The organism is Terrisphaera buseokensis, assembly GCF_047521145.2.
Taxonomy (GTDB): Bacteria; Verrucomicrobiota; Verrucomicrobiia; order Opitutales; family Opitutaceae; genus ER46.
Genome location: NZ_CM134186.1, coordinates 915,699 through 935,395 on the forward strand (window position 1 = coordinate 915,699; position 19,697 = coordinate 935,395).

Here is a 19,697-nt window from a genome sequence, read left to right on the forward strand (position 1 = left end):
AACCGATCGGAAACGCGCCGGCCGCCGCTGCTTTTTTCCCGCCGTTGCGTCTTCCCCCGCGTCGACATGAAACCCGCCCCGTTTCCTGCCCGCCTCGGCCGGACCTGCGTGTTCAACGCCCGACGCCGGCGTCGCATTCGAATCGGCAGCTCGGCCCGTCTGGCGTTGATCGCAGTCGCGTTCGGAGCGTGCGTCGCGACGGGAGCGGAGATGGATCGGTGGCCGTTGCTGCGCCCGCCGATGTTCTGTTTTCCACCCGGCGTGCCGGTGTCGGGCGAACGCATCGCCGAGACGCCTGCGTCCGCGCGCATGAAAGGTGCGGTCGAGCCGCCGGAGGAACTCGCTGATTTCGTCGGCGAGAGTTTTTATCCGGCGCTCGGTTCGCGCCTCCTCGGCGGATCGCTCGGGGCGGCGTTGCAGTCGCGGCTCGACGCCTACCGGTCGGCGCGCAGTGCGCTCGTGAACGAACTGGCGGACGAACTCGTCGCGTTGAGCGGCGTCGACGAGGCCGCGCGCGAGGCTGTGTTGCGGAGCCTCGCGGAGCGTCAGAACCCACGGATCGCCGCACTGGAGAGTGACGCGGAGGCGTTGCGTCGCGACCTGATCGTCGGCGGCCTGCTGCAACGCCACGTGGAGTGGGGGCGGAGTCGCGACTGGATCGTGGGCGTCACGCGTTTCCCCCACGCCGTCCTTGAGCGGGAGGCGGAGTTTCAGATCGTGCGCGCCGCAGCTTATTATCAGGACGGACTGCTGCCGGAACAACGCGGCCTGCTGCTTGAAGTGGCGGAGGAGTTGCGGCTCCGCGCGCTGGCGGCGCGAGCCGCGCCACCGCGGCGCACCGCCGATCCCGGCGCGATGTATTTTTCGCCGGCGACGGCGCGGCTGCGGCTGCCGGCGAATGCGACGCCGGAACTGGTGGCCCGGTTCGGACGTTTCAACGCGGAACGCCGGCAGCTGCAAAATGAACTCCGCGACGCTGTCCTCGCGCACGACAAGGAACCGCGCAGTGTGCGTGCGTCGGCCTTTGCCGATTTGGCCGACCGGCAGTGGCCGCGGCTCGCCGAACTCGAGCAGCTCGCAGAGGAAATTCGTGTCAATCTGGCCGCGTTGCCGATCCCGCGGCTGGCGTCACCGCCCTACATCCCGCCGACCCTGATCACGCGCATCGACACTTACCGGACCCAGCGCAAGAAAATGTTCGACGAGCTCCAGCAGGCCTTGGACGTGGCGCTGTCGATGGCGGTGAGGCCGCGCATCTATCCTGCAATGGACAAGAGTCAGCAGGCACAACTCGCCGAGGACCGGGCCGCGGTGCGAAACCGCGTGACCGCCTCGTTTCTCGAAGCGGCGCGCGAACGCGTCGACGAGCTGCGCAAACAGTACGACGACATCCAGGCCGACCTGACGCTCGTCTCCGCCGGGCAGTCGGATCCGGAAACGGGGCGTCCCCTGACCCCGGATACGCTGCTGCGCGGCTATTCGGTGGCGCTGGAGCGGTTCGAGACCTTCGGACGCGAGGAGGTCATCTACAAGAGCTACCGCCTCGCGATGCTCATGCCGGGCCTGTCGCGCGAACAACGCCGGCTGCTCTTCAACGTGGCGCGCGTCGGTCTGGCCCAGCCGTTGCCGTGGAGCGAGTTGGATGCCAGCGGCCCGCAGCCCGTGCCGCGCTCGTGAGGTCGCTGCGCGCCGGTCTTGGCAATCGCCCGAAACCGTGTGTCGTGACGCCTGATGCGAGCCCTCACGGAATACACCCTGACCGACTTCGAGCACCTGCTCGCGGGCTGGGGCTTCAAGCCGGTGCACGCCGCGCGCGTGCTGCGGGAGTTCTACGCGCTCGGTGGTGAACTTGTAGCTTCGGGTCTGCCGCTGCCCGTCGGTTTGCTGGAGCGTCTGCGGGAAGAATTGCCGTCGAGCGCGCTCGCACCCGTCATGCGGCAGGTGGCGGACGATGGCACGACGAAGTTGTTGTTGAGGCTGGCGGACGCCCGCACGGTCGAGACCGTGCTCATGCCGGATTTTCGCGCGGATCGTGCGGCCGGCTGCGTGTCGTCTCAGGTCGGCTGCGCGATGGGCTGCGATTTTTGCGCGACGACGAAGACGGGGTTCGAACGCAATCTCACCTCCGGTGAAATCATCGGACAATTCCTCGCGCTGCGGCGCGAAGCGATCGCGGCGGGCCGCCGGCTCCAGACCGTCGTGTTCATGGGCATGGGCGAGCCGCTGCTCAATCTCGACGCCGTGCTGGCGGCGGTTGAACGCATGGCCGACAATCGTCTCGGCGGCCTCGGCTGGCGGCAGATCACGGTGTCCACGGTGGGCATTGTGCCGGGGATCGATGCGCTGACCGCGACCGGGCTCGGATTTCATCTGGCGGTGTCGCTGCACGCGCCGGACGACGCCACGCGCGCGCAATTGCTGCCGATGGGCAAACGGTTCGCCGTGGCGGACATTCTCGCGGCGGCGGATCGCTTCCAGGCATCGCGCGGGCGGCCGGTGACGATTCAGTATTGCCTGCTCAAGGACGTGAACGATTCGCCGGCGCAGGCTCGTCAGCTTGCGGCGCTGCTCACGGGTCGGCGCATGCACGTGAATCTGCTGCGTTACAATCCGACCGGCCTGAGCCTGCGCGGACTCAGTTACGAACGATCGAGCGATGACGTCGGCGATGCGTTTGCCGCGATCCTGCGGGAGCAGGGTGTGGTCGCGCACTTTCGGCGATCGCGCGGCAAGGACATCGATGCCGCGTGCGGCCAACTGCGACGTCGCGCGGCCACCGGGTAAATGGAAACGGCGCTGCCGAAGCAGCGCCGTGCGGGTCGAGCGTTACAACTCAATCAGTCCGTGGTCGCCTTGCGCGCCGCGGCTTCAAAGCGATCCCATGCAGCGATTACGTTGTTCTTGGCGGCGTCCCACGTGTCGGCGGTGGCGCTGCCCAAGGCATCGAGCTTCTGCTTGTAGTCGGCCTCGGCGTTTTTCATTTCCGCCATCGCGGCCTTGCGGCTGGCGCTGGCTTTCGCCTCGGAGTAGTCGGCGCGCAGCTTGCTCGCCTTGGCCTCGAGTTCGGACGTCATCGCCTTGCTGGCGGATGTGAACTCGGCGCGCTTCTCGTAGGTGTACGCTTTGACGTTGTCCCAGGACTTGGCCATCGCGGCCTTGGCGTCGACCATGGCGCTTTCCGCTTTGGCGCCGACGTCGGTGCGCTCCTGCTTGTTGCAGCCGGCGCCGAGGGTGATGAAGCCCGCCATGACGACGGCGGGAAGGGTGAGGGAACGGAACGGATTGGTTTTCATAGGTGGATGAGGAGGGTTGAACCGGAACGACGGGCCGGCGGGGAGTCCGGCTGGCGTCGACAGAACTGCAATGGACCGCTGTTCGCAGGAACGGTTCGCCGCCGGACCCAACTTTCGGCGCACCTTGACCTTGGCCGCCGGCCGGCCCAACTCATCCGCATCATGGACTTTTCCGAAACCGAACTGGTGTTCCTGCGCGACGTGGTGAAATCGGCGCGGCAGAAGCCCAACCACGTCATCTGGACGGATCGGGACGGCAGCGAGCGTCACTCGGTCTTTTCCCAGCCTGATTTCGTGCAGCTCGCCACGCTGGCTGGCCGGCTCAAGGTTACCAAGGCCGAGGTCCTGCGCCGCGCCGCGCACATTCCCGTGGTGAAGATCACCCCGGCCTGAACCGGATTTCAGGCGCGGACGCCGGAGAGCGTCGCAATCAGGAAGAGCGCGATCATCACGAACGCGCAGGCGAGGCGGGCGATCGTGGAAATGACGAATCCCGCGGCGGCACCGACGCCGGACTTGAGGGCCTCGGCGTCGGTTTTGTTCGCGAGCAGTTTTTCCGCGAGAATCGCACCGAAGACCGTGCCGAGCACGAGGGCGGGCAGCGAAAAAAAGACGCCGACCAGTGCGCCACCGCTGGCGCCGGCCATGCCCCATTTGCTGCCGCCAAACCAGCGCGTGCCCACCATCACGCCGCCGATGTCCGCCACGATCGAGGCCGCCCAGAACACCGCGATCAACCCGATGGCCAGCCACGAAAGATCCGCTGGCAGGAGGAGCTTATGGAGGATCGCCGCCACGAGGATGAGGGTGGTACCCGGCAGCAACGGCACGACCACGCCCGCCACGCCGATCAGCATGAGCGCCAGACTGAGGGTCCACGTGGTGATTTCGAGCATGCGGAGAGAACACGTCAGCGTGCTCCGAAGTTGCTGGTTTCTCAAGGCGGGCAGAACGCATGCTCCAGGCGCTCCTGGCCGCGGTGTCGGTGCGTCGACTCAAAGATTGCCCTTGCGGGCGCGCGCTCCAAGTAGTCCGTCATGCGCATCCTCTCCGCCTTGGCCTGGTGTGGCGTCGCCCTCGTGTCCGGCCCGCTCCTCGCGGCCGAGTCCGCCCCGAATCCTGCCAAAGCCAAGGCTGCCGCGCTTCCGCTGCCGCCCGGCGTGCGGGTGCTGCGCGATGTGCCGTATGTGAAAAATGGACACGAGCGGCAGCAACTCGACCTCTACCTGCCGGCCGGTGGGAAAAACCTCCCGCTGGTCGTGTGGATTCACGGCGGCGGCTGGCAGAATGGCAGCAAGGATCGCACGCCTGCGCAGTCCCTGCTCACGCGCGGTTATGCGGTGGCGAGCATCAATTACCGACTGAGTTCGCACGCGGTGTTTCCCGCGCAGCTGGAGGACTGCAAGGCGGCGATCCGCTGGCTGCGCACGCACGCCCGCGAACACGGTTTCGATCCCGATCGCATCGGCGTCTGGGGCAGCTCAGCGGGCGGACATCTCGTCGCGCTGCTCGGGGTCACGGGCGACGTGAAGGAATTTGATCGCGGCGAGAATGCCGGCGTCTCGAGCCGCGTACAGGCGGTCGTGGATTTCTTCGGTCCCGCTGACCTCCTGACCATGGGTGCGCAAAGCGCGGCGAACAGCCGGATCAATCACGACGCGCCCGATTCACCCGAAGCGAAACTGATCGGCGGCGCATTGCAGGAAAACAAGGCGCAGGCGCGCCGCGCGAGTCCCATCACCTACGTAAGCAAGGATGATGCGCCGATGCTCATCGTGCATGGCGACGCCGATCCGCTCGTGCCGCTGGCGCAGAGCGAGACCTTCCTCGTCGCGCTGAAGGCCGCGGGCGTCGACGCGAGTCTCTACGTGGTGAAGGGCGGCGGCCACGGCGGCTTCCGCGATCCCGAAGTCGACGTCCGGGTGCGGGCGTTCCTCGATCGGGTGCTTGCGCCCGCCGCTCGCTGATCACCCGCCCGCTCGCGTGTGAATCTCGCGGGGCCATGAAGGCTCCGCGTGGTTACCGCCGCACGGAGTCCGCGGGCACTTCGGTGGCGGTGACGTCAATCACGTCGCCACTGTCCACCGGCATCGCGCGGGCGCGCGAACCCCCGGCGCTCGCGCGCGGTGACGGCGACGGCTGCGGGCGTGGCCGCCCCAGCAGCCGGCTGAACGCCAGCGCGATGAGTCCGATCGCCGCGACGAACAACCCGACCATCAGGGCGATGGCGGCGATCAGGCCGGTGAGCAGAATCCGGAAAATGCGCATGAAAGGATGACCCGGGGGGCACCCGAAAAGTTGCACCGAATGGCGGGTTCGCAAGGCCGCCCTGCAATCAGTTGAAAAACGGAAACAGCCGTCGCAGTCCCGCCTTGTCCGGCTGGCTGCCATATTCACAGAGTTCGAACGCCTCCGCGTGCTTCACGCCCTGCGCGGCCTCGCCCGGATACCATTGCGCCAGTTCCTTTTGGAAACGGGCGGCGATGGCCTGGTAGCGGCGGGAGAAGTTTTCCCGGACCTGACGCTGGCGCTGTTTCTGGCCGGCTGGGTCGGCCGGATACAGGTCGGCGGATCCGTTGGCGCCGCCCTCGGCGAACTGCGAAATCATCACGCCGAGCGCATCGAGTTTCCTTTCAATCACGGCATCAATGGAGATCACGATGTCGGGCTTCGACGGCGCGGGCTTCATGAAACGATCCGTGTAGTACATGAAGACCGGATTTTTCGTCATCGCCGGCACGTCCGGACAGAAGAACGGCACCGTCACCATGAACGCCGCATCCTGCACCAGCACGCCGGTGTAGCGGTGATCGGGGTGGTAGTCGTTCGTCCGCGGCCCGAGGACGAGGTCCGCATTCCACTCGCGGATCAACCGCGTGAGGGAGCGGCGGTTTTCCAGCGTCGGCTCCAGCTCGCCATCGTGATTGTCGAGCACGACGCCCTGAATGCCGAGGATGCGATGCGCTTCGTCGACCTCGATCTTCCGCCGGCGCGCGAGCGGACCGCCGGCTTCGCGCCAGTGGCCGATGTCGCCATTCGTCACCGACACCAGCAGCACGTGATGACCTTGGCTCGCCCAGCGCGCGGCGGTGCCGCCGACCTGGAGCTCGCAGTCATCGGGGTGCGCGCCGAACGCGATGATCCGGAGCTTGCCGTCGTTCGGTGGCATCGTGACGCCGGGAATTGCGGCGTGAGCGGAGAGGGCGAGGAGCGAACCGGCGGCAAACGCGAGCCGGGCGAGAAGCGAGGGGAGTCGAGGGGTCATGAGGGGGAGAATCGAAACGCTGCGAGAGCTAGTCGAGGTCGCGCCGGGATGCCACGGGAAAACGGTTGATTCAGTCTTCCCTGGGACCGCGGACGCCCTCGTCCGCTCCGGTCGTGATCTACTCCGATCATCGTCAGCATCGAAATGACGCAGACGATCCGCCTGCACTCCCGCGCTCCCGCGGCTACGCTGGCACTTTTCTTCGCCCCGGGCTTGCATGTCCGGCGAACCTCGCGGCAGTTTCGAGGCGCACCCTGCAACCCCGCCTGCCGGACGTCGACCGACCCCGGTGCGCCCACCCCTCGCCCCATGAACGCTGCCCGTTTCATTGCTTTGGTTCTTCCGCGTTGGCTCCTTGCTGCCGCCCTGGCGCTTTCGGTTTCCGTGACTGTCGCCCAAACCACGGCGGGCGGCTCCCTCGAGGGCCGCGTGCTCAACGCCCGCAATGGCGAGTATCTCGAGGGCGCGCGCATCACGGTCGAGGGCACCACGCTGCAGGCGTTCACGGCTTCCGACGGATCGTATCAGCTCACGAATGTCCCGGCCGGCACGGCGCGGGTCACCGTGTTTTTCACCGGCATGCCGCCGCAGACGACCACGGTGGCCGTCGCGGCCGGCCAGAGCACGCAGCATGAAATTTCGGTCGGCGTGCCCGGCAGCAAGCCCGACGGCGGTGTGGTGCAGCTCCAGGAGTTCAAGGTGGCGACCTCGCGCGAGATGGACGCCGCGGCCTTTGCGATCAACGAGCAGCGCTTCTCGTCGAACATCAAGAACGTCCTTTCCACCGAGGAATTCGGCAACGTCTCCGAGGGCAACGCCGCGGAGTTCCTGAAGTTTCTTCCGGGCGTCACCATCGACTACACCGGCGGCAACGCGCGCGACATCTCGATCAACGGCGTGCCGTCCGACAATGTGCCGGTGACGCTGGATGGCTTCGGGATCGCCTCGGCCCCGGGCAACGCCAGCGGTCGCTCGGTGGCGTCCGACATGATTTCGATCAACAACCTGTCGCGCATCGAGGTCTCGTATTCGCCGACGCCGGAGTCGCAGGGTTCGGCGCTCGCCGGTTCGGTGAACATGGTGCCGCGGAGTTCATTCGAGCGCGTGAAGCCGCTGCTCAACACCAGCGTGTACGTGATCATGCGCGACAACGCGCGCGATTTCAAAAAGGTGCCGGGACCGAAGCCGAGCGCGACGCGCAACGTGCATCCGGGTTTCGATTTCTCCTATGTGGCGCCGGTGAATAAGAAATTTGGGTACACGCTGTCCGCCGGCACCTCGAGCAACTACTCGCCGCAGGACAACAGCCAGAATGTCTGGCGCGGGGTGCAGTCCGTGACCAACGGCACGACGTTTCCGCACATCACCCCGGGCAACCCCTACCTCTCGGGCTACCAGGTGCAGGACGCCCCGAAGGTCACGACGCGTCGCTCGGTCGGCGCCAGCATTGACTACAAGTTCACGCCGCACGATCGCGTGACGCTCGGCTTCCAGTATTCGTCCTTCGACGGCCAGTACATCGTCTCGACGGTGAACTACAACGTCGGCGCCGTCCTGCCGGGAAACTTCACCACCACGTCGACCCAGGGCACCGCCGGTGCCGGCATCCTGCAGTCGTCGCATCAGGAGCGAAATCGGTTCAACCGGACGCGCATGCCGACGCTCGTCTGGCGGCACGACGGCCCGGTGTGGAAGGCTGACGCCGGCCTGGGTTACTCGCTGCAGGATGATGGCAATCCGGATACGGAGCAGGGCTATTTCCGCAATGTCCTCATCCAGCGCTCGAACACGACGATCGCGTTCCGAGACAACTTTTATCTTCGTCCCACTGAGATTACCGTGCGGGACGGCCCGACTGGGGCGGCGATCGATCCGTTTGCACTCTCCACCTACTCGATGGTGTCGGCGACGACGCAGGTGGACACCAACATTGATCGGCAGAAGACCGCGTACGGCAGCCTGCGCCGGAGTTTCTACACCCGGATTCCGTTTACGCTGAAGGGCGGCTTCGATGTGCGGCAGACCATCCGCGACAATCGCGGTGGCACGGGCACCTATAACTTCGTCGGCCGCGATGGCCGGACGAGCACGACGCCGGTGGGCAACGACGACAGTCCGCTCCCGTTTTTCGATCCCATCTATTCCCAGCGCATCCTGCCTTTCGGGTTTCCGCGGCTCGACACCGTGAGCAACCGCAAGGTGTACGAGTACTTCGTGGCGAACCCCACGCACTTCACCGAGAACGCCAACACCACCTACCGCAACCAGGTCGCCGCCTCGCGTCACTCCGAAGAAATCATCTCCTCGTTGTATATCCGCGGCGACGTCAGTCTGCTGAAAAACCGGCTCAAGCTCGTCGGTGGCGTGCGCGCCGAGCAGACCAACGCCGAGGGCCAGGGCGCACTGAGCGATCCCACCCGCAATTACCAGCGCGGCAGCAACGGCGAGTTCCTGCGCAATGCCAACGGTACACCGGTGCTGATTGTACCGACGACGAATGCCCTCGGCGTTTCCCAGCTCACCTACATCGATCGCGGCGCGCGCACCGAGAAGGAGTACCTGCGCTACTTTCCGAGCCTGAACGCCAGCTACAACGTGCAGGAAAATCTGATCGCGCGGGCCGCGTATTACCATTCGGTCGGCCGGCCCAACTTCATCCAGTACTCCGGCGGCATCACCTTGCCGGATACGGGCAACCCGCCGGGCCCGGGCAACCGGATCACGGTGAACAACGCCGGCATCAAGGCGTGGAGCGCGCGCACCGTGAACCTGCGCCTCGAGCGTTACTTCGAGGGCGTGGGCCAGATCTCGGTCGGTGCCTTCCGGCGTCAGATCGAGAATTTCTTCGGGGCGACGGTCTTCGCACCCACGCCCGAGTTCCTCTCGCTGTACAGCCTGGATGCCACGACCTACGGCGGTTACGAGGTGTCGACGCAGCATAACGTCCAGGGAACGGTCCGCACCGAGGGCATGGATTTCAATTACAAGCAGGCGTTGACCTTCCTGCCGACGTGGGCGCGGGGCGTCCAGGTGTTCGCCAATGCCAGCGCGCAACGCGTCACGGGCGACGACACCGTTTCCTTCGCCGGCTTCATTCCGCGCAGCGGCAGCTGGGGCATCAGCCTCACCCGACCGCAGTATAATGTCCGCGTGAACTGGAACTATCGCGGCACCTCGCGCAACAACCTCGTCTCCGGCGTCGGCATCGAGCCGAGCACGTTCAACTGGACGTCCAAACGCCTCTACGTCGACGTCGTCGGCGAGATCACGCTCACGAAGCGGATCGCGCTGTTCTATAATTTCCGGAATATCGGCGACGCCACCGAGGACATCAAAATCTACGGCCCGAGCACGCCCGCCGTCGCCCGCTTCCGCCAGCGCATCGACTACGCTTCACTCTGGACCCTTGGCCTCAAAGGCACCTTTTAACTCGTCCTGACGTTTCTGTAGGCGGAGTGCCCTCACCCCGCTCCTCGTAACGAAAACCACCGCGGCTCCCGTGGAATCCAAACCTTTGTCCCGTTCATGAATCTCATTCGACTTCTTCTCGTTGGCTTCGTCGCGCTGCCGGTCATCGCGTTTGCGGCGGAAAACCTCACGCGTCCGCACATCGTTCTGGTGATGGCCGACGACATGGGGTGGGGGGAAACCGGATACAACGGTCACCCCGTCCTGCAGACACCGCATCTCGATGCGATGGCGAAGAGCGGCCTGCGTTTCGATCGGTTTTACGCGGGTGCGCCCAACTGTTCCCCGACCCGCTCCACCGTGATGACCGGACGCTCCAACGACCGCTGCGGCGTCGAGAACCACGGTTTCGCCCTCCGCCTGCAGGAAAAGACGGTCGTGCGGGCGTTGCGCGACGCCGGCTACCGCACGGCACATTTCGGCAAATGGCATCTCAACGGTTACCGCGGCGTCGGCGCGCCGGTTCTCGCCACCGACGATCACAACCCCGGTGCGTTCGGGTTCGATGAGTGGCTGTCGGTGACGAATTTCTTCGACCGCGATCCGCTGCTGAGCCGCCAGGGAAAGTTCGAGGCGTTCAAGGGGGATTCGTCGGAGATCATCGTCGCGGAGGCGTTGAAGTTTCTTGAACGCAACCGCGATTCGGGCCGGCCGATGCTCTCGGTCATCTGGTACGGCTCGCCGCACGCGCCCATGCTGGCTTCTGACGAGGATCGGAAGTCGTTTGGCGCCCTGGAGATTAATTCGCAGCACCACTACGGCGAACTCGTCGCGATGGATCGCAGCATCGGCGCGCTGCGGGCCGGCCTGCGCCGTCTTGGCCTCGCTGAAAATACGCTCGTGTGGTTCTGCTCCGACAACGGTGGCCTGCCGGAAATCAAGCCAGGCACCGTGGGCAATCTGCGCGGTTTCAAGAACACCGTTTACGAGGGCGGCCTCCGTGTGCCGGCGATCATCGAGTGGCCGGCGGCGATCAAGCAGCCGCGGATCACTCGTTACCCCGCGGGCACGGTGGATATTTTTCCGACGCTCGCCGCCGTCACCGGCCTGCCGTCGTCGGTTCTGCTCACGCCGGTCGACGGCACCAGCCTTACGCCGCTCTTCGCGGTAGAAACGGGCGAACGCGCCAAGCCGTTGCCGTTCCGCCATCAGGGTCGCGCCGCGCTCGTCGACAACCGCTACAAGCTGCTGACGCAAAACCTCGCGAAGGGTGTGTTCGAACTCTACGACGTCGAGGCTGACCCGGGTGAGACGAAGGATCTCGCCGCGGCCAAGCCCGACGTCGCGGCCCGCCTGCAGACGGCGCTCCTCGCCTGGAACGAGTCGGTCAACGCCAGCGTCGCCGGCAAGGATTACCCCGAGGGCAAAGTCTCGCCGACCGAGCCGGCGTCCCGGGATTGGACCACCGCGCCAGAATATCAGCCGTACCTGAGCCAGCTCCAAGCGCGGCCCGAATACCAACCTGCGGCGAAAAAGAAGAAGAAAGGCTGACGCTCCCGATAGCGCCACGAGCGTAATCTCAATCGTCCGTTGCCTTTGGACTTGAGCGGTGGCTACGAGCGCCAGCGAGTGTTGGTTCGGCCACTCGCTGGCGCTCGTAGCCACGATTGATCATGAGGTTTAGGCGCAAAGGGCGATTGGCATAAGCGAGGGGGCCGCGGTCCGCTCACTCACCCCCGTCCGTTTGCTCACGCGCGCCCGTCCCCTCGCGCGGATCCTTTCCCTCGCTCACGCTCGTGGCCACGGCGCCGTCCCTGCGCTCCGCCGAACGACTGCCCGCGCTCCCGGGTTACTGGCGTGACTTCAGGAACACGACGAGATCCATGAGCTCCTGGGGTGTGAGCACGGCGTCCATGCCGGGCGGCATGGGCGATACCGGACCGGGCTGGAGGTCGGCGATGTCCGACCGTGCGAGGCGCGTCTCGGTATCCGGTCCGGTCGTCAGCACGACTTCATCCGCGGCGTCCTTCTTCATGATCCCGCTGTGCGTGACGCCGTTCTTCAGCGTGACCACCAACGGGTCGTAGCCGCGGACAAACGTCGCGCTCGGATACACGATCGCCTCGAGGAGTTCGCGCTCGTTGCGGATGCGGCCGATGCTCGTGAGGTCCGGGCCGAAGCGGCCGCCGCCGTAGCCGATCACGTGACACAGCGAGCACGCGGTCTTGCCGCTGTTGAACACGGCCTGGCCACGACGGACATCGCCCGTCGCGATTGACGCGAGCAGGGAGTCGACGCGAGCGTTCTGCATCGCGCCATCGGCGTTGAGCCGCGTGAGCAACGCGGCGCCGGCGTTCTGCACGGTCGCGGGATACTTCGCGAGCAGCGGCTGCAGGGCGCTGGCGCGCACGCCCGTCAATCCGGGCGAGTGTTGCAACGCCGCGACGAGCTTGAGGCCGAGCGCTTCATTCGGCGCGCGTTCGAAGGCGGGCAGCAGCTTCGGCGTCTCGAGCGCGCCGGCGCGTTGCACGCTGTCGGTCAACGCGAGTTGCTGTGCCGGAGTCAGTGGCGCTTTCGCGAGCACGCCGGCCGCCGTGGTGCGCACGAGCATCGGCTCACGGCTGTCGAGGTGAGCGCAGAGAAAGTCGAAGAGCGCGGGCTCGACGGGCGCGAGCGCCGAGGGCGTGGCGGCGGCGAGGGCGTCGAGGCGCACGTCGGCCGGGACGCGCGCATCGCGTCCGGTCTGGACCAGCGCGGCCGACAACGCTGCGTGACCGCCCTTGGCTGCCGGCAACACGCGGGCGGCCGCGACGGCGGCGCGATTGAGCGTGACGTCGCTTTTGCCGAGGACGCCCGCGAGCGCGGTCCACCACGCGGCGGGTGTTTCCTTCAAGCTGGAAGCGGCCATCGTGCGCAACGCCAGCAGCCGCGCGTCGTGGCTGAACTCGGCCTCGCTGACGACGGAGGCGATCAGTTCCTGAATGGCCGGTGAGCTGGCGAGCTCGGCAAGTTGCTTCCGCAGCCCGTCACGCACGGCGTCGGGGCGCGGCAGCGAGGCGAGTTGCCTGCGGAAAAAACCGGCGAGTGTGCCGCCCCACTCGGGATGGTGGCTGACGATCCACGCCGCGGTTTGCCTCACCACCGGAGTGGCGGCGTCGAGTGAGCCGATGACGTCCGCGGGCTGCAACCCGCCGCCCTCCATCTGATCGAGTGCCACCAACGCCGCGCGGATCGTGCGCGGTTGCTCGGTGGCCGTGAGCACGGCGCGCAGGTCGTCGGGCCGGCCGATTTCGATCAGGGCGTGAATGACGGCGTGCTCGAGGGTGCGGTCCGCCGGGTCGGCGGGTGAGCCCTGGCTTAGGTCTTTGGCTTCGGGCCACCGGCGCGTCGCCGCCAGTAACGCCGCGATCGCGCGCGGATCGCCGATGCGGCCCAGCGCCTCGGCGGCGAGCCGAGCTGGCGCGGCATCCGGGCCCGCGACCAACTCTGTCAGCGCGGGCAGGGCTTCGCCGTCGCGCGTGAGGCTCACGGCCTGCAGCGCGGTGTGAACGACGGAGGCGTCGCGGTCGCGTAGCGCGGTGCGGACGGCGGCGCGCGCGGCAGGATCGGCGATGCGCGCGAGCGTCCACACGGCGTTGCGCCGGGCGAGCGGCGAGGGCGAGGTGCCGAGCACGGAGGCCAACGCGGGAACTGCCGCCACGCCCTTTTGCCCGAGCCGGTGCTGGGCCTGTTCGCGGACGTACAACCGGTCGTCGGCCAGGACGCTGGCGAGATCGGCGGTCGGGGCGGTGGTCCAGGCGATGGCGAGCCCGCGTGGATCGGCGGGCTTCGGTGCACCGGTTTTTCGGATACGGTAGATGCCGCCCAGCACGTCGGGCTTCGCCAGCTGTGACGTGGGGCAACAGATCTTGTACCAGCCACCGGTGTCCACCACGAGCAGGCTGCCGTCGGCGTCCTCGAGCACGTCCGTGGGCCGGAAGTCCGCGCTGTCCGAAGTCACGAAGTCCGTGTCGCGCGTGGTGAACGTGGCGCCGGCGGGCGTGAGCTGGTGGCGGGACACTTTTCGCAGGTTGAAGTAACAGACGAACAGGTTCTCCGCGTAGTCGGCGCCGAAGCCGTTCGAACGGTAGGTCGTCGAACCGCAGGGTGCGGCGGCGCCCATGTGGGTCATCATCGGCATCAGATCGCCGGTGCGCGGATGGCCCGCGGACGCGGCGTTCTCCTTGCCGTACACGCCGCCATAGATCGCGTGGATCAGGCCGTCGCGTTTGCCCGCGGCGGGAAGCTGGAAAAATGTCCCGCTGAGAAACCGTTCGCCGGTCGACGAAAACGCGACGCCCACGGGATTGTCCATGCCGCCGGTGAGCACGGGCTCGAGTCCGGTGCCGTCCGGCCGCGATCGAAAGATGTGCGCTGCGCGCGTCACGAAGGCCTTGCCGTTGCCGAGCGTGTGCCGCTGTTCGGCGAACGCGCCCTTCGTCCAGTAGAACCAGCCTTCGGGCCCGAGATAAGGACCGTGCAGATCGTTCGCGCAGCCGGTGAGCGTCTTGCCGTCGTACCACGCCTCGCGCTGGTCGGCCACGCCGTCGCCGTTGGTGTCGGTGAGTTTCCAGATGTGCGGCGGCGCGGCGACATAGAGCGAGCCTTCGTAGAACAGCGCGCCCTGCGGAAACATCATGCGCTCGGCAAACACCGTGGAGTGTTCGAAGCGGCCGTCGCCGTCACGGTCCTCGAGGCGCACGACGCGGTGCGGTTTCTCCTCGAACTGCTTGGGCGCGCGTTCGCTCAGGCCGGAGGAATCCGTGGCGTAGAGCCGGCCCTGTTCGTCGAACGCGATCGAGATCGGGCGGTTGACCAGCGGCGGCGCTGCGACGAGCTCGACGGTGAAGCCCTCGGGCACGGTGAGCGTCTGTGTGGCGAACTTGAACGAGGCCGTGCGGACGGGTGCCGCCGCCGCGACGGCGGACGAGGGAGCGCTCGTCTCCCGGGTGGAGGCCGCCGCCGCGGGCGACTTCCGCGAACAGCCCATCCCAGCGAGTGCCGTGAGACCGAGGGCAATGAAAAGAGGGGAGCCGGAGAGTTTCATGGGACCTGGGGCCGACCCGACCACTCGCTGGCGTTCGTAGCTACGAGCGCCAGCGAGTGGCCGGGTCGCCTGGGAAACGGGAGTGACGCAGAAGACGTCGTATCGCATAGGTGCGATCGCGGCGGCACGCAATCCTGCGCCAAGCCGCCGTTGGAAAACGTCGCTTCGTTCCCACGCCGCCCCGTTTCACTTGCGTCGGGTCGGCCGGGCTCTGAACGTGCACCGGCAAGCGCATTCCACCTATGAATTCAAAAACTGTCCTCGGATGGATCAGCGGGGCGGTCGTCATCTTTGTCGTCGTCATCGCCGGCTCGGCCGCCACGTACGTCGTGGACCCGGGCTATCGCGGCGTCGAAGTGATGCTCGGCAAAGTGTCGCCCGGGTTCAAACCGGAGGGCTTCGGCTTCAAGCTGCCCTTCATCACCAACGTCGAGCCTCAGCTCATCCGCCAGCAGACGGCGAAGATGCAGGCGGACTGTTATTCATCGGATCTGCAGCAGGTGAAAATTGACGTGCGCGTCCTCTATCGCGTGCCCGAGGCCTCGGTCGTCGCGGTGTTTCGCGACTACGCGGGTGATCCCTTCGAGTCGCTCGTGAAGCCACGCGTCGCGGAGGCGTTGAACGAGCTCACGGCATTGCGGAGCGCCGAAATGATCGTGCAGAAGCGCGAAGAGGTGAAAAGCAAGGCGCTGGAGGGCGCGCGGCGAAAGCTGGGCGACGTCCTCATGATCGAGGATCTCGTGCTGGAAAACATCAACCTGACGAGCGCGCTGGAGAACGCGATTGAGGCCAAGATGGTGCAGGAGCAGGAGGCGGCCCGCGCGCGCTTCGCGCAACAGCAGGTGCAGGTCGAGGCCAGCACCGTGGTGATCAAGGCCAAGGGCGAGGCGGAATCGATGGTGCTTCGCGGCAAGGCGCTGCGGGAAAATCCGAGCGTGCTCGAACTTCAGATCATTGAACGCTGGGACGGCATCACGCCGCTGGTGGTCGGTCCCGGTGTCACCGGCGCCAACATGATGCTGCCGCTGGGCGATTTCACCACCGGCGCGAGCCCGGTGACGAAGGAGGGCTCCAAATGAGCGCCATGCGTTTTGACGAGGCTCCGCCTCAAATCGATCCGGTGTTCATGAAGCGGCTGGTCGGCACGGTCATTCTCTTGTTCGTCGTCGTCGTGCTGTCGTCCTCGGTCGCCTACGTCGTGCAGCCGGGCTTCCGTGGCGTGGCCGTCACGCTCGGCACGGTGTCGCCGGGCTTCAAGCCCGAGGGCTTTGGTTTCAAACAGCCGTTCGTGACCCACGTGCATCAGATTTCCATCCGGCAGCAGACGCGGCCGATGCCGGCCGAGTGCTATTCGTCCGATCTGCAGCAGGTGAAGATGGAAGTGCACGTGTTGTATCGCGTCCCGGAAAAATCCGTCGTGAAGATCTTCCAGGAATTCGCCGGCGAGCCGTTCGACAACCTCATCGCGCCGCGCGTGCAGGAGGCGTTGAAGGAAGTCGCCGCCACGCAGAGCGCGGAGCAGATCGTGAAGCATCGCGAGGAGATCAAGAACCGCACCCTCGAGCTCGCGCGCAAGAAGATCGGCGCCGACTTTCTTGTGGTTGCGGATCTCGTGATTTACCACCTCTCCCTGTCGTCGGAACTCGAGGCGGCGATTGAAATGAAGATGGTGCAGGAGCAGGAGGCGGAGAAGGCCAAGTTCACGCAGCTCAAGGCGCAGATTGAAGCCGACACCGCGATCATCCGCGCGAAGGGCGAGGCCGAGGCGATCCAGGTGCGCGGCTCGGCGCTGCTCGCGAATCCCGACTTCATCAAACTCCAGATCCTGCAAAGCTGGAACGGGCGTTCGCCGCTCGTGGTCGGCGGCGGAGGCTCCAACATCCTGTTGAATCTCGACGAACTCAGCAAACGGTCCACGGCCCCGACCGCGGCACCCGGCACTCCGCGCACCGTGATCCCGCCGTCGACGCCGAAGAAAGCACGATGAATCCCCGGTCGCGTGCGGTGCTCCAACTGGCCGTTCTGCTCGGAGTCACGGTCCTGCTGCTGTTGTTGTTCCCGGCCGGCTTGGCCTTCGTCGAGATGGCGGCGCGTGAGCTCCGTTACCTGTGGTGGCTGATCCTGCTGGCTGCGCTCGGCGCCTGGCTGGTGTGGGGCGTCGGCCGGAAAAAGAAATAGTTCCGCCTCACGCCGCGCGCTCGCCGCATCTTGCGACTCGCCCCCGTTTCCGCGGCGGCTCAACGTCGGGCTTTTCCGCCATGATGTTCCAACCCCGTCTTGTCTGCGTGGCCCTGGTGACGCTCGTCGCCGCGGTGTTCTCTCCCTGGGCCGATGCCGCGGACGATGCGGCGGTCCGCGTGATGTCGTACAATGTGCGCAATTCGCGCGCGGCCGACGGCGAGAACGCGTGGCCGAAGCGCCTCGAGCTCTTTTTCGAGCCGATCCGCGACTTCGGTCCCGACCTGATTGGCTTCCAGGAGGTGCTCGCCGACCAGCATGACGAAATCGCGCGGCGCCTGACGGCGTATTCATTCAGCGGAGTCGCGCGCGACGACGGCGTGCGCAAGGGCGAGTGGTCGCTCATCGGCTACCGCAAGGAGCGGTTCAGCTTGGTGAAGGCGGGGGATTTCTGGCTTTCGGAGACGCCCGACGTCATCGGCAGCAAATCCTGGGACGCCGCGCTGACACGCCTGTGCAGCTGGGTGCGGCTGCGCGATCGGATCACCGGCCGCGAGCTCGTCTATGCGAACACCCACTTCGATCACAAGGGCGTGATCGCGCGGCGCGAAGCGAGCCGGGTGCTGTCGGAACGTCTCGCGCCGATCGCGGCCGGCGTGCCCGCGATCCTCAGCGGCGATCTCAACATCAACGAGGACAACCCCGCCTACCTTGTCCTCGTGCAACCGACCAATCCGGCGCTGACCCGCTGGATCGACACGTACCGCGCCGTGCATCCGGTGCGCAAACCGGATGAGGCGAGCTTCAACGGCTTCAAGGACGTCGTCGTCGGTTCGCGGATCGACTTCATTTTCTGCACGTCGCATTTCACGCCGACGGCCGCGGCCATCGTGCGGACTTCACGCAACGGCCGCTTCCCGTCCGACCATTACCCGGTCACGGCCGTGTTGCAGCCGAAGAAACCCGGCACGCCATGAACTGGTTGGTACGAACCTGGCTTTTCGCGGGCGCGGTGCTGGCCGTCACGCTCGCTTCGGCCCGCGCCGCCGAAACGACTTCGCGACCGAACATCGTGCTGATCGTCGCGGACGATCACGGCACCGACGCGCTGGGCTGCTACGGCAATCCGGTGATCAAGACGCCGCATCTCGACGCGCTGGCGGCGGACGGCACGCGGTTCACGCACGCGTTCTGCACGACGGCGAGCTGCAGTCCGTCACGCTCGGTGATTCTCACCGGCCAGCACAATCACCGCAACGGCATGTATGGCCTGCAGCATGACATGCATCACTTCCAGTCGTTCGACGGGCTCAAGAGCCTGCCGGTGCGACTGGCGGAGGCCGGCTATCGCACGGCGCGCATCGGCAAGTTTCACGTCGCGCCCGAGGCGGTGTACGCGTTTCAAACCGTCTTGTCCGGCGGCGCGGCCAACGATCCCGCGAGCCTCGGCCGCAGTCCGGTCGAGATGGCGAACCAGACGCGGAGCGTGATGACGGTGCGCGACGCGCGGCCCTTCTTCCTCTATTTCGCCGTCGATGATCCGCACCGCGGCAACATCGTGCTGCCGAACGGGCGTCCGTCCTTCGAGACGCATCCGGCGCCGAATCCTTTCGGTAACCGCGCTGCGGGCTATCCGGGCATCACGGCGGTCACGTATCGGCCGGAGGACGTCATCGTGCCGGCGTTTCTGCCGGACACGCCGGAAGCGCGCGCCGAGCTCGCACAGTATTACCAGGCTGTGTCGCGGCTCGACCAAGGCGTCGGCCGGCTCGTGCAGTTGCTCAAGGAAACCGGCCAGTACGAGCGCACGCTCATCGTGTATATTTCGGACAACGGCGTCGCGTTTCCCGGCGCCAAGACGACGCTCTACGATCCCGGCACGCGGCTGCCGTGCATCGTGCGGGCGCCCGCGCGCCAGCGGCCGGGGAGCGTGCAGGCGGCGATGGTCACGTGGGCGGATCTTACGCCCACGTTGCTCGAAGTTGCGGGAGCGCCGGTGCCGGCGGACGCGTTCGACGGCCGATCGTTTCGCGGGGGGCTCGACGGCGCGCCGCTCGCCGGCTGGGACGAAGTGTACGGTTCGCACACGTCGCATGAGATCACGATGTACTACCCGATGCGCAGCGTGCGGACGCGGCGTCACAAGTTGATCCACAATCTCGCGTCCGGGCTGCAATTCCCCTTCGCGCTCGATCTCATTCAGTCGCCCACGTGGATCAGCGTGCAGCAAAGCGGTGCGACTATCTACGGACGTCGGCCGATCGCGCAGTTTCTGCGCCGGCCGGAGTATGAACTCTACGATCTCGAAACCGATCCTGCCGAAGTGACCAATCTTGCCGACGCGCCGGAGCAACAGACCGTGAAGCGCGCGTTGGTCGAAAAGCTGAAGGCGTTTCAGGCGGCGACGAAGGATCCATGGATCCACAAGTGGACGTACGAATAGACCGGCCGGCTTCTTAAAGGATTG

16 protein-coding genes are annotated in these 19,697 nt (G+C 66.2%); 11 read left to right on the forward strand and 5 right to left on the reverse strand.

Annotated features, from left to right (window positions below):
• The first annotated feature begins 66 nt into the window (after positions 1-66).
• The gene (locus tag ACLJEU_RS03375; RefSeq protein WP_414660983.1) at positions 67-1,677 is read left to right on the forward strand and encodes a hypothetical protein; all 1,611 of its coding nucleotides are present in this window, start codon (positions 67-69) and stop codon (positions 1,675-1,677) included.
• Between the two features lie 54 nt (positions 1,678-1,731).
• Positions 1,732-2,784, forward strand: coding sequence for a 23S rRNA (adenine(2503)-C(2))-methyltransferase RlmN (gene rlmN / locus ACLJEU_RS03380; RefSeq protein WP_414660982.1), 1,053 nt, complete (start codon positions 1,732-1,734; stop codon positions 2,782-2,784).
• A gap of 53 nt (positions 2,785-2,837) precedes the next feature.
• Here the strand turns inward: rlmN and ACLJEU_RS03385 are convergent, their stop codons facing one another.
• Positions 2,838-3,293 carry a hypothetical protein gene (locus ACLJEU_RS03385; protein WP_414660981.1) on the reverse strand — a complete coding sequence of 152 codons (456 nt, stop codon included), beginning with the start codon at positions 3,291-3,293 and terminating at the stop codon, positions 2,838-2,840.
• A gap of 162 nt (positions 3,294-3,455) precedes the next feature.
• Between ACLJEU_RS03385 and ACLJEU_RS03390 the strand changes: the two genes are divergently transcribed.
• On the forward strand, positions 3,456-3,686 hold the full coding sequence (locus ACLJEU_RS03390) for a hypothetical protein (protein WP_414660980.1): 231 nt from the start codon (positions 3,456-3,458) through the stop codon (positions 3,684-3,686).
• Between the two features lie 8 nt (positions 3,687-3,694).
• Here the strand turns inward: ACLJEU_RS03390 and ACLJEU_RS03395 are convergent, their stop codons facing one another.
• On the reverse strand, positions 3,695-4,189 hold the full coding sequence (locus ACLJEU_RS03395) for a DUF456 domain-containing protein (protein ID WP_414660979.1): 495 nt from the start codon (positions 4,187-4,189) through the stop codon (positions 3,695-3,697).
• Positions 4,190-4,330: 141 nt separating this feature from the next.
• Between ACLJEU_RS03395 and ACLJEU_RS03400 the strand changes: the two genes are divergently transcribed.
• Positions 4,331-5,260, forward strand: coding sequence for an alpha/beta hydrolase fold domain-containing protein (locus tag ACLJEU_RS03400; protein WP_414660978.1), 930 nt, complete (start codon positions 4,331-4,333; stop codon positions 5,258-5,260).
• Between the two features lie 52 nt (positions 5,261-5,312).
• Here the strand turns inward: ACLJEU_RS03400 and ACLJEU_RS03405 are convergent, their stop codons facing one another.
• Together ACLJEU_RS03405 and ACLJEU_RS03410 are read right to left on the reverse strand one after the other, a co-directional pair.
• On the reverse strand, positions 5,313-5,561 hold the full coding sequence (locus tag ACLJEU_RS03405) for a hypothetical protein (protein ID WP_414660977.1): 249 nt from the start codon (positions 5,559-5,561) through the stop codon (positions 5,313-5,315).
• Between the two features lie 67 nt (positions 5,562-5,628).
• Positions 5,629-6,558, reverse strand: a complete 930-nt coding sequence (locus tag ACLJEU_RS03410) for a PIG-L deacetylase family protein (protein ID WP_414660976.1) — start codon at positions 6,556-6,558, stop codon at positions 5,629-5,631.
• 309 nt (positions 6,559-6,867) lie between these two features.
• Here ACLJEU_RS03410 and ACLJEU_RS03415 point away from each other — a divergent pair, with 309 nt between their 5' ends.
• Both ACLJEU_RS03415 and ACLJEU_RS03420 read left to right on the forward strand, forming a co-directional pair.
• Entirely contained in the window at positions 6,868-9,987 is a 3,120-nt protein-coding gene (locus ACLJEU_RS03415; RefSeq protein ID WP_414660975.1) for a carboxypeptidase regulatory-like domain-containing protein, read from the forward strand.
• 96 nt (positions 9,988-10,083) lie between these two features.
• The gene (locus ACLJEU_RS03420) at positions 10,084-11,517 is read left to right on the forward strand and encodes a sulfatase family protein (RefSeq protein WP_414660974.1); all 1,434 of its coding nucleotides are present in this window, start codon (positions 10,084-10,086) and stop codon (positions 11,515-11,517) included.
• Between the two features lie 298 nt (positions 11,518-11,815).
• On the opposite strand, the gene ACLJEU_RS03425 is transcribed toward ACLJEU_RS03420, so the two are convergent.
• Positions 11,816-15,052 (reverse strand): PVC-type heme-binding CxxCH protein, encoded by a 3,237-nt coding sequence (locus ACLJEU_RS03425; protein ID WP_414660973.1) that lies wholly within the window; start codon positions 15,050-15,052, stop codon positions 11,816-11,818.
• A 242-nt stretch (positions 15,053-15,294) separates the two neighbouring features.
• On the opposite strand from ACLJEU_RS03425, the gene ACLJEU_RS03430 reads away from it, so the two are divergent.
• From ACLJEU_RS03430 to ACLJEU_RS03450, 5 genes are all read left to right on the forward strand, one after another.
• On the forward strand, positions 15,295-16,131 hold the full coding sequence (locus ACLJEU_RS03430) for a prohibitin family protein (protein WP_414660972.1): 837 nt from the start codon (positions 15,295-15,297) through the stop codon (positions 16,129-16,131).
• Positions 16,128-17,039: a prohibitin family protein gene (locus tag ACLJEU_RS03435; protein ID WP_457795338.1), complete on the forward strand. Its 912-nt coding sequence runs from the start codon at positions 16,128-16,130 to the stop codon at positions 17,037-17,039. Before ACLJEU_RS03430 ends, ACLJEU_RS03435 begins: the two co-directional genes overlap by 4 nt.
• On the forward strand, positions 17,036-17,230 hold the full coding sequence (locus ACLJEU_RS03440; protein WP_414660970.1) for a hypothetical protein: 195 nt from the start codon (positions 17,036-17,038) through the stop codon (positions 17,228-17,230). Before ACLJEU_RS03435 ends, ACLJEU_RS03440 begins: the two co-directional genes overlap by 4 nt.
• Positions 17,231-17,310: 80 nt before the next feature.
• Complete coding sequence (locus ACLJEU_RS03445; protein WP_414660969.1) at positions 17,311-18,207, forward strand: endonuclease/exonuclease/phosphatase family protein; 897 nt, start codon at positions 17,311-17,313, stop codon at positions 18,205-18,207.
• Positions 18,204-19,673 (forward strand): sulfatase family protein, encoded by a 1,470-nt coding sequence (locus tag ACLJEU_RS03450; protein ID WP_414660968.1) that lies wholly within the window; start codon positions 18,204-18,206, stop codon positions 19,671-19,673. Before ACLJEU_RS03445 ends, ACLJEU_RS03450 begins: the two co-directional genes overlap by 4 nt.
• The last annotated feature ends 24 nt before the right edge of the window (positions 19,674-19,697 follow it).

Excerpts from the sequence above, each read along its gene's own strand:
- ACLJEU_RS03420 (WP_414660974.1), top strand. The coding sequence starts at position 10,084 with ATGAATCTCATTCGACTTCTTCTCGTTGGCTTCGTCGCGCTGCCGGTC.
- ACLJEU_RS03415 (WP_414660975.1), top strand. The coding sequence starts at position 6,868 with ATGAACGCTGCCCGTTTCATTGCTTTGGTTCTTCCGCGTTGGCTCCTT.
- rlmN (WP_414660982.1), top strand. The coding sequence starts at position 1,732 with ATGCGAGCCCTCACGGAATACACCCTGACCGACTTCGAGCACCTGCTC.
- ACLJEU_RS03425 (WP_414660973.1), bottom strand. The coding sequence starts at position 15,052 with ATGAAACTCTCCGGCTCCCCTCTTTTCATTGCCCTCGGTCTCACGGCA.
- ACLJEU_RS03390 (WP_414660980.1), top strand. The coding sequence starts at position 3,456 with ATGGACTTTTCCGAAACCGAACTGGTGTTCCTGCGCGACGTGGTGAAA.
- ACLJEU_RS03400 (WP_414660978.1), top strand. The coding sequence starts at position 4,331 with ATGCGCATCCTCTCCGCCTTGGCCTGGTGTGGCGTCGCCCTCGTGTCC.
- ACLJEU_RS03385 (WP_414660981.1), bottom strand. The coding sequence starts at position 3,293 with ATGAAAACCAATCCGTTCCGTTCCCTCACCCTTCCCGCCGTCGTCATG.
- ACLJEU_RS03450 (WP_414660968.1), top strand. The coding sequence starts at position 18,204 with ATGAACTGGTTGGTACGAACCTGGCTTTTCGCGGGCGCGGTGCTGGCC.
- ACLJEU_RS03440 (WP_414660970.1), top strand. The coding sequence starts at position 17,036 with ATGAATCCCCGGTCGCGTGCGGTGCTCCAACTGGCCGTTCTGCTCGGA.
- ACLJEU_RS03410 (WP_414660976.1), bottom strand. The coding sequence starts at position 6,558 with ATGACCCCTCGACTCCCCTCGCTTCTCGCCCGGCTCGCGTTTGCCGCC.
- ACLJEU_RS03395 (WP_414660979.1), bottom strand. The coding sequence starts at position 4,189 with ATGCTCGAAATCACCACGTGGACCCTCAGTCTGGCGCTCATGCTGATC.
- ACLJEU_RS03445 (WP_414660969.1), top strand. The coding sequence starts at position 17,311 with ATGATGTTCCAACCCCGTCTTGTCTGCGTGGCCCTGGTGACGCTCGTC.
- ACLJEU_RS03435 (WP_457795338.1), top strand. The coding sequence starts at position 16,128 with ATGAGCGCCATGCGTTTTGACGAGGCTCCGCCTCAAATCGATCCGGTG.
- ACLJEU_RS03375 (WP_414660983.1), top strand. The coding sequence starts at position 67 with ATGAAACCCGCCCCGTTTCCTGCCCGCCTCGGCCGGACCTGCGTGTTC.
- ACLJEU_RS03430 (WP_414660972.1), top strand. The coding sequence starts at position 15,295 with ATGAATTCAAAAACTGTCCTCGGATGGATCAGCGGGGCGGTCGTCATC.
- ACLJEU_RS03405 (WP_414660977.1), bottom strand. The coding sequence starts at position 5,561 with ATGCGCATTTTCCGGATTCTGCTCACCGGCCTGATCGCCGCCATCGCC.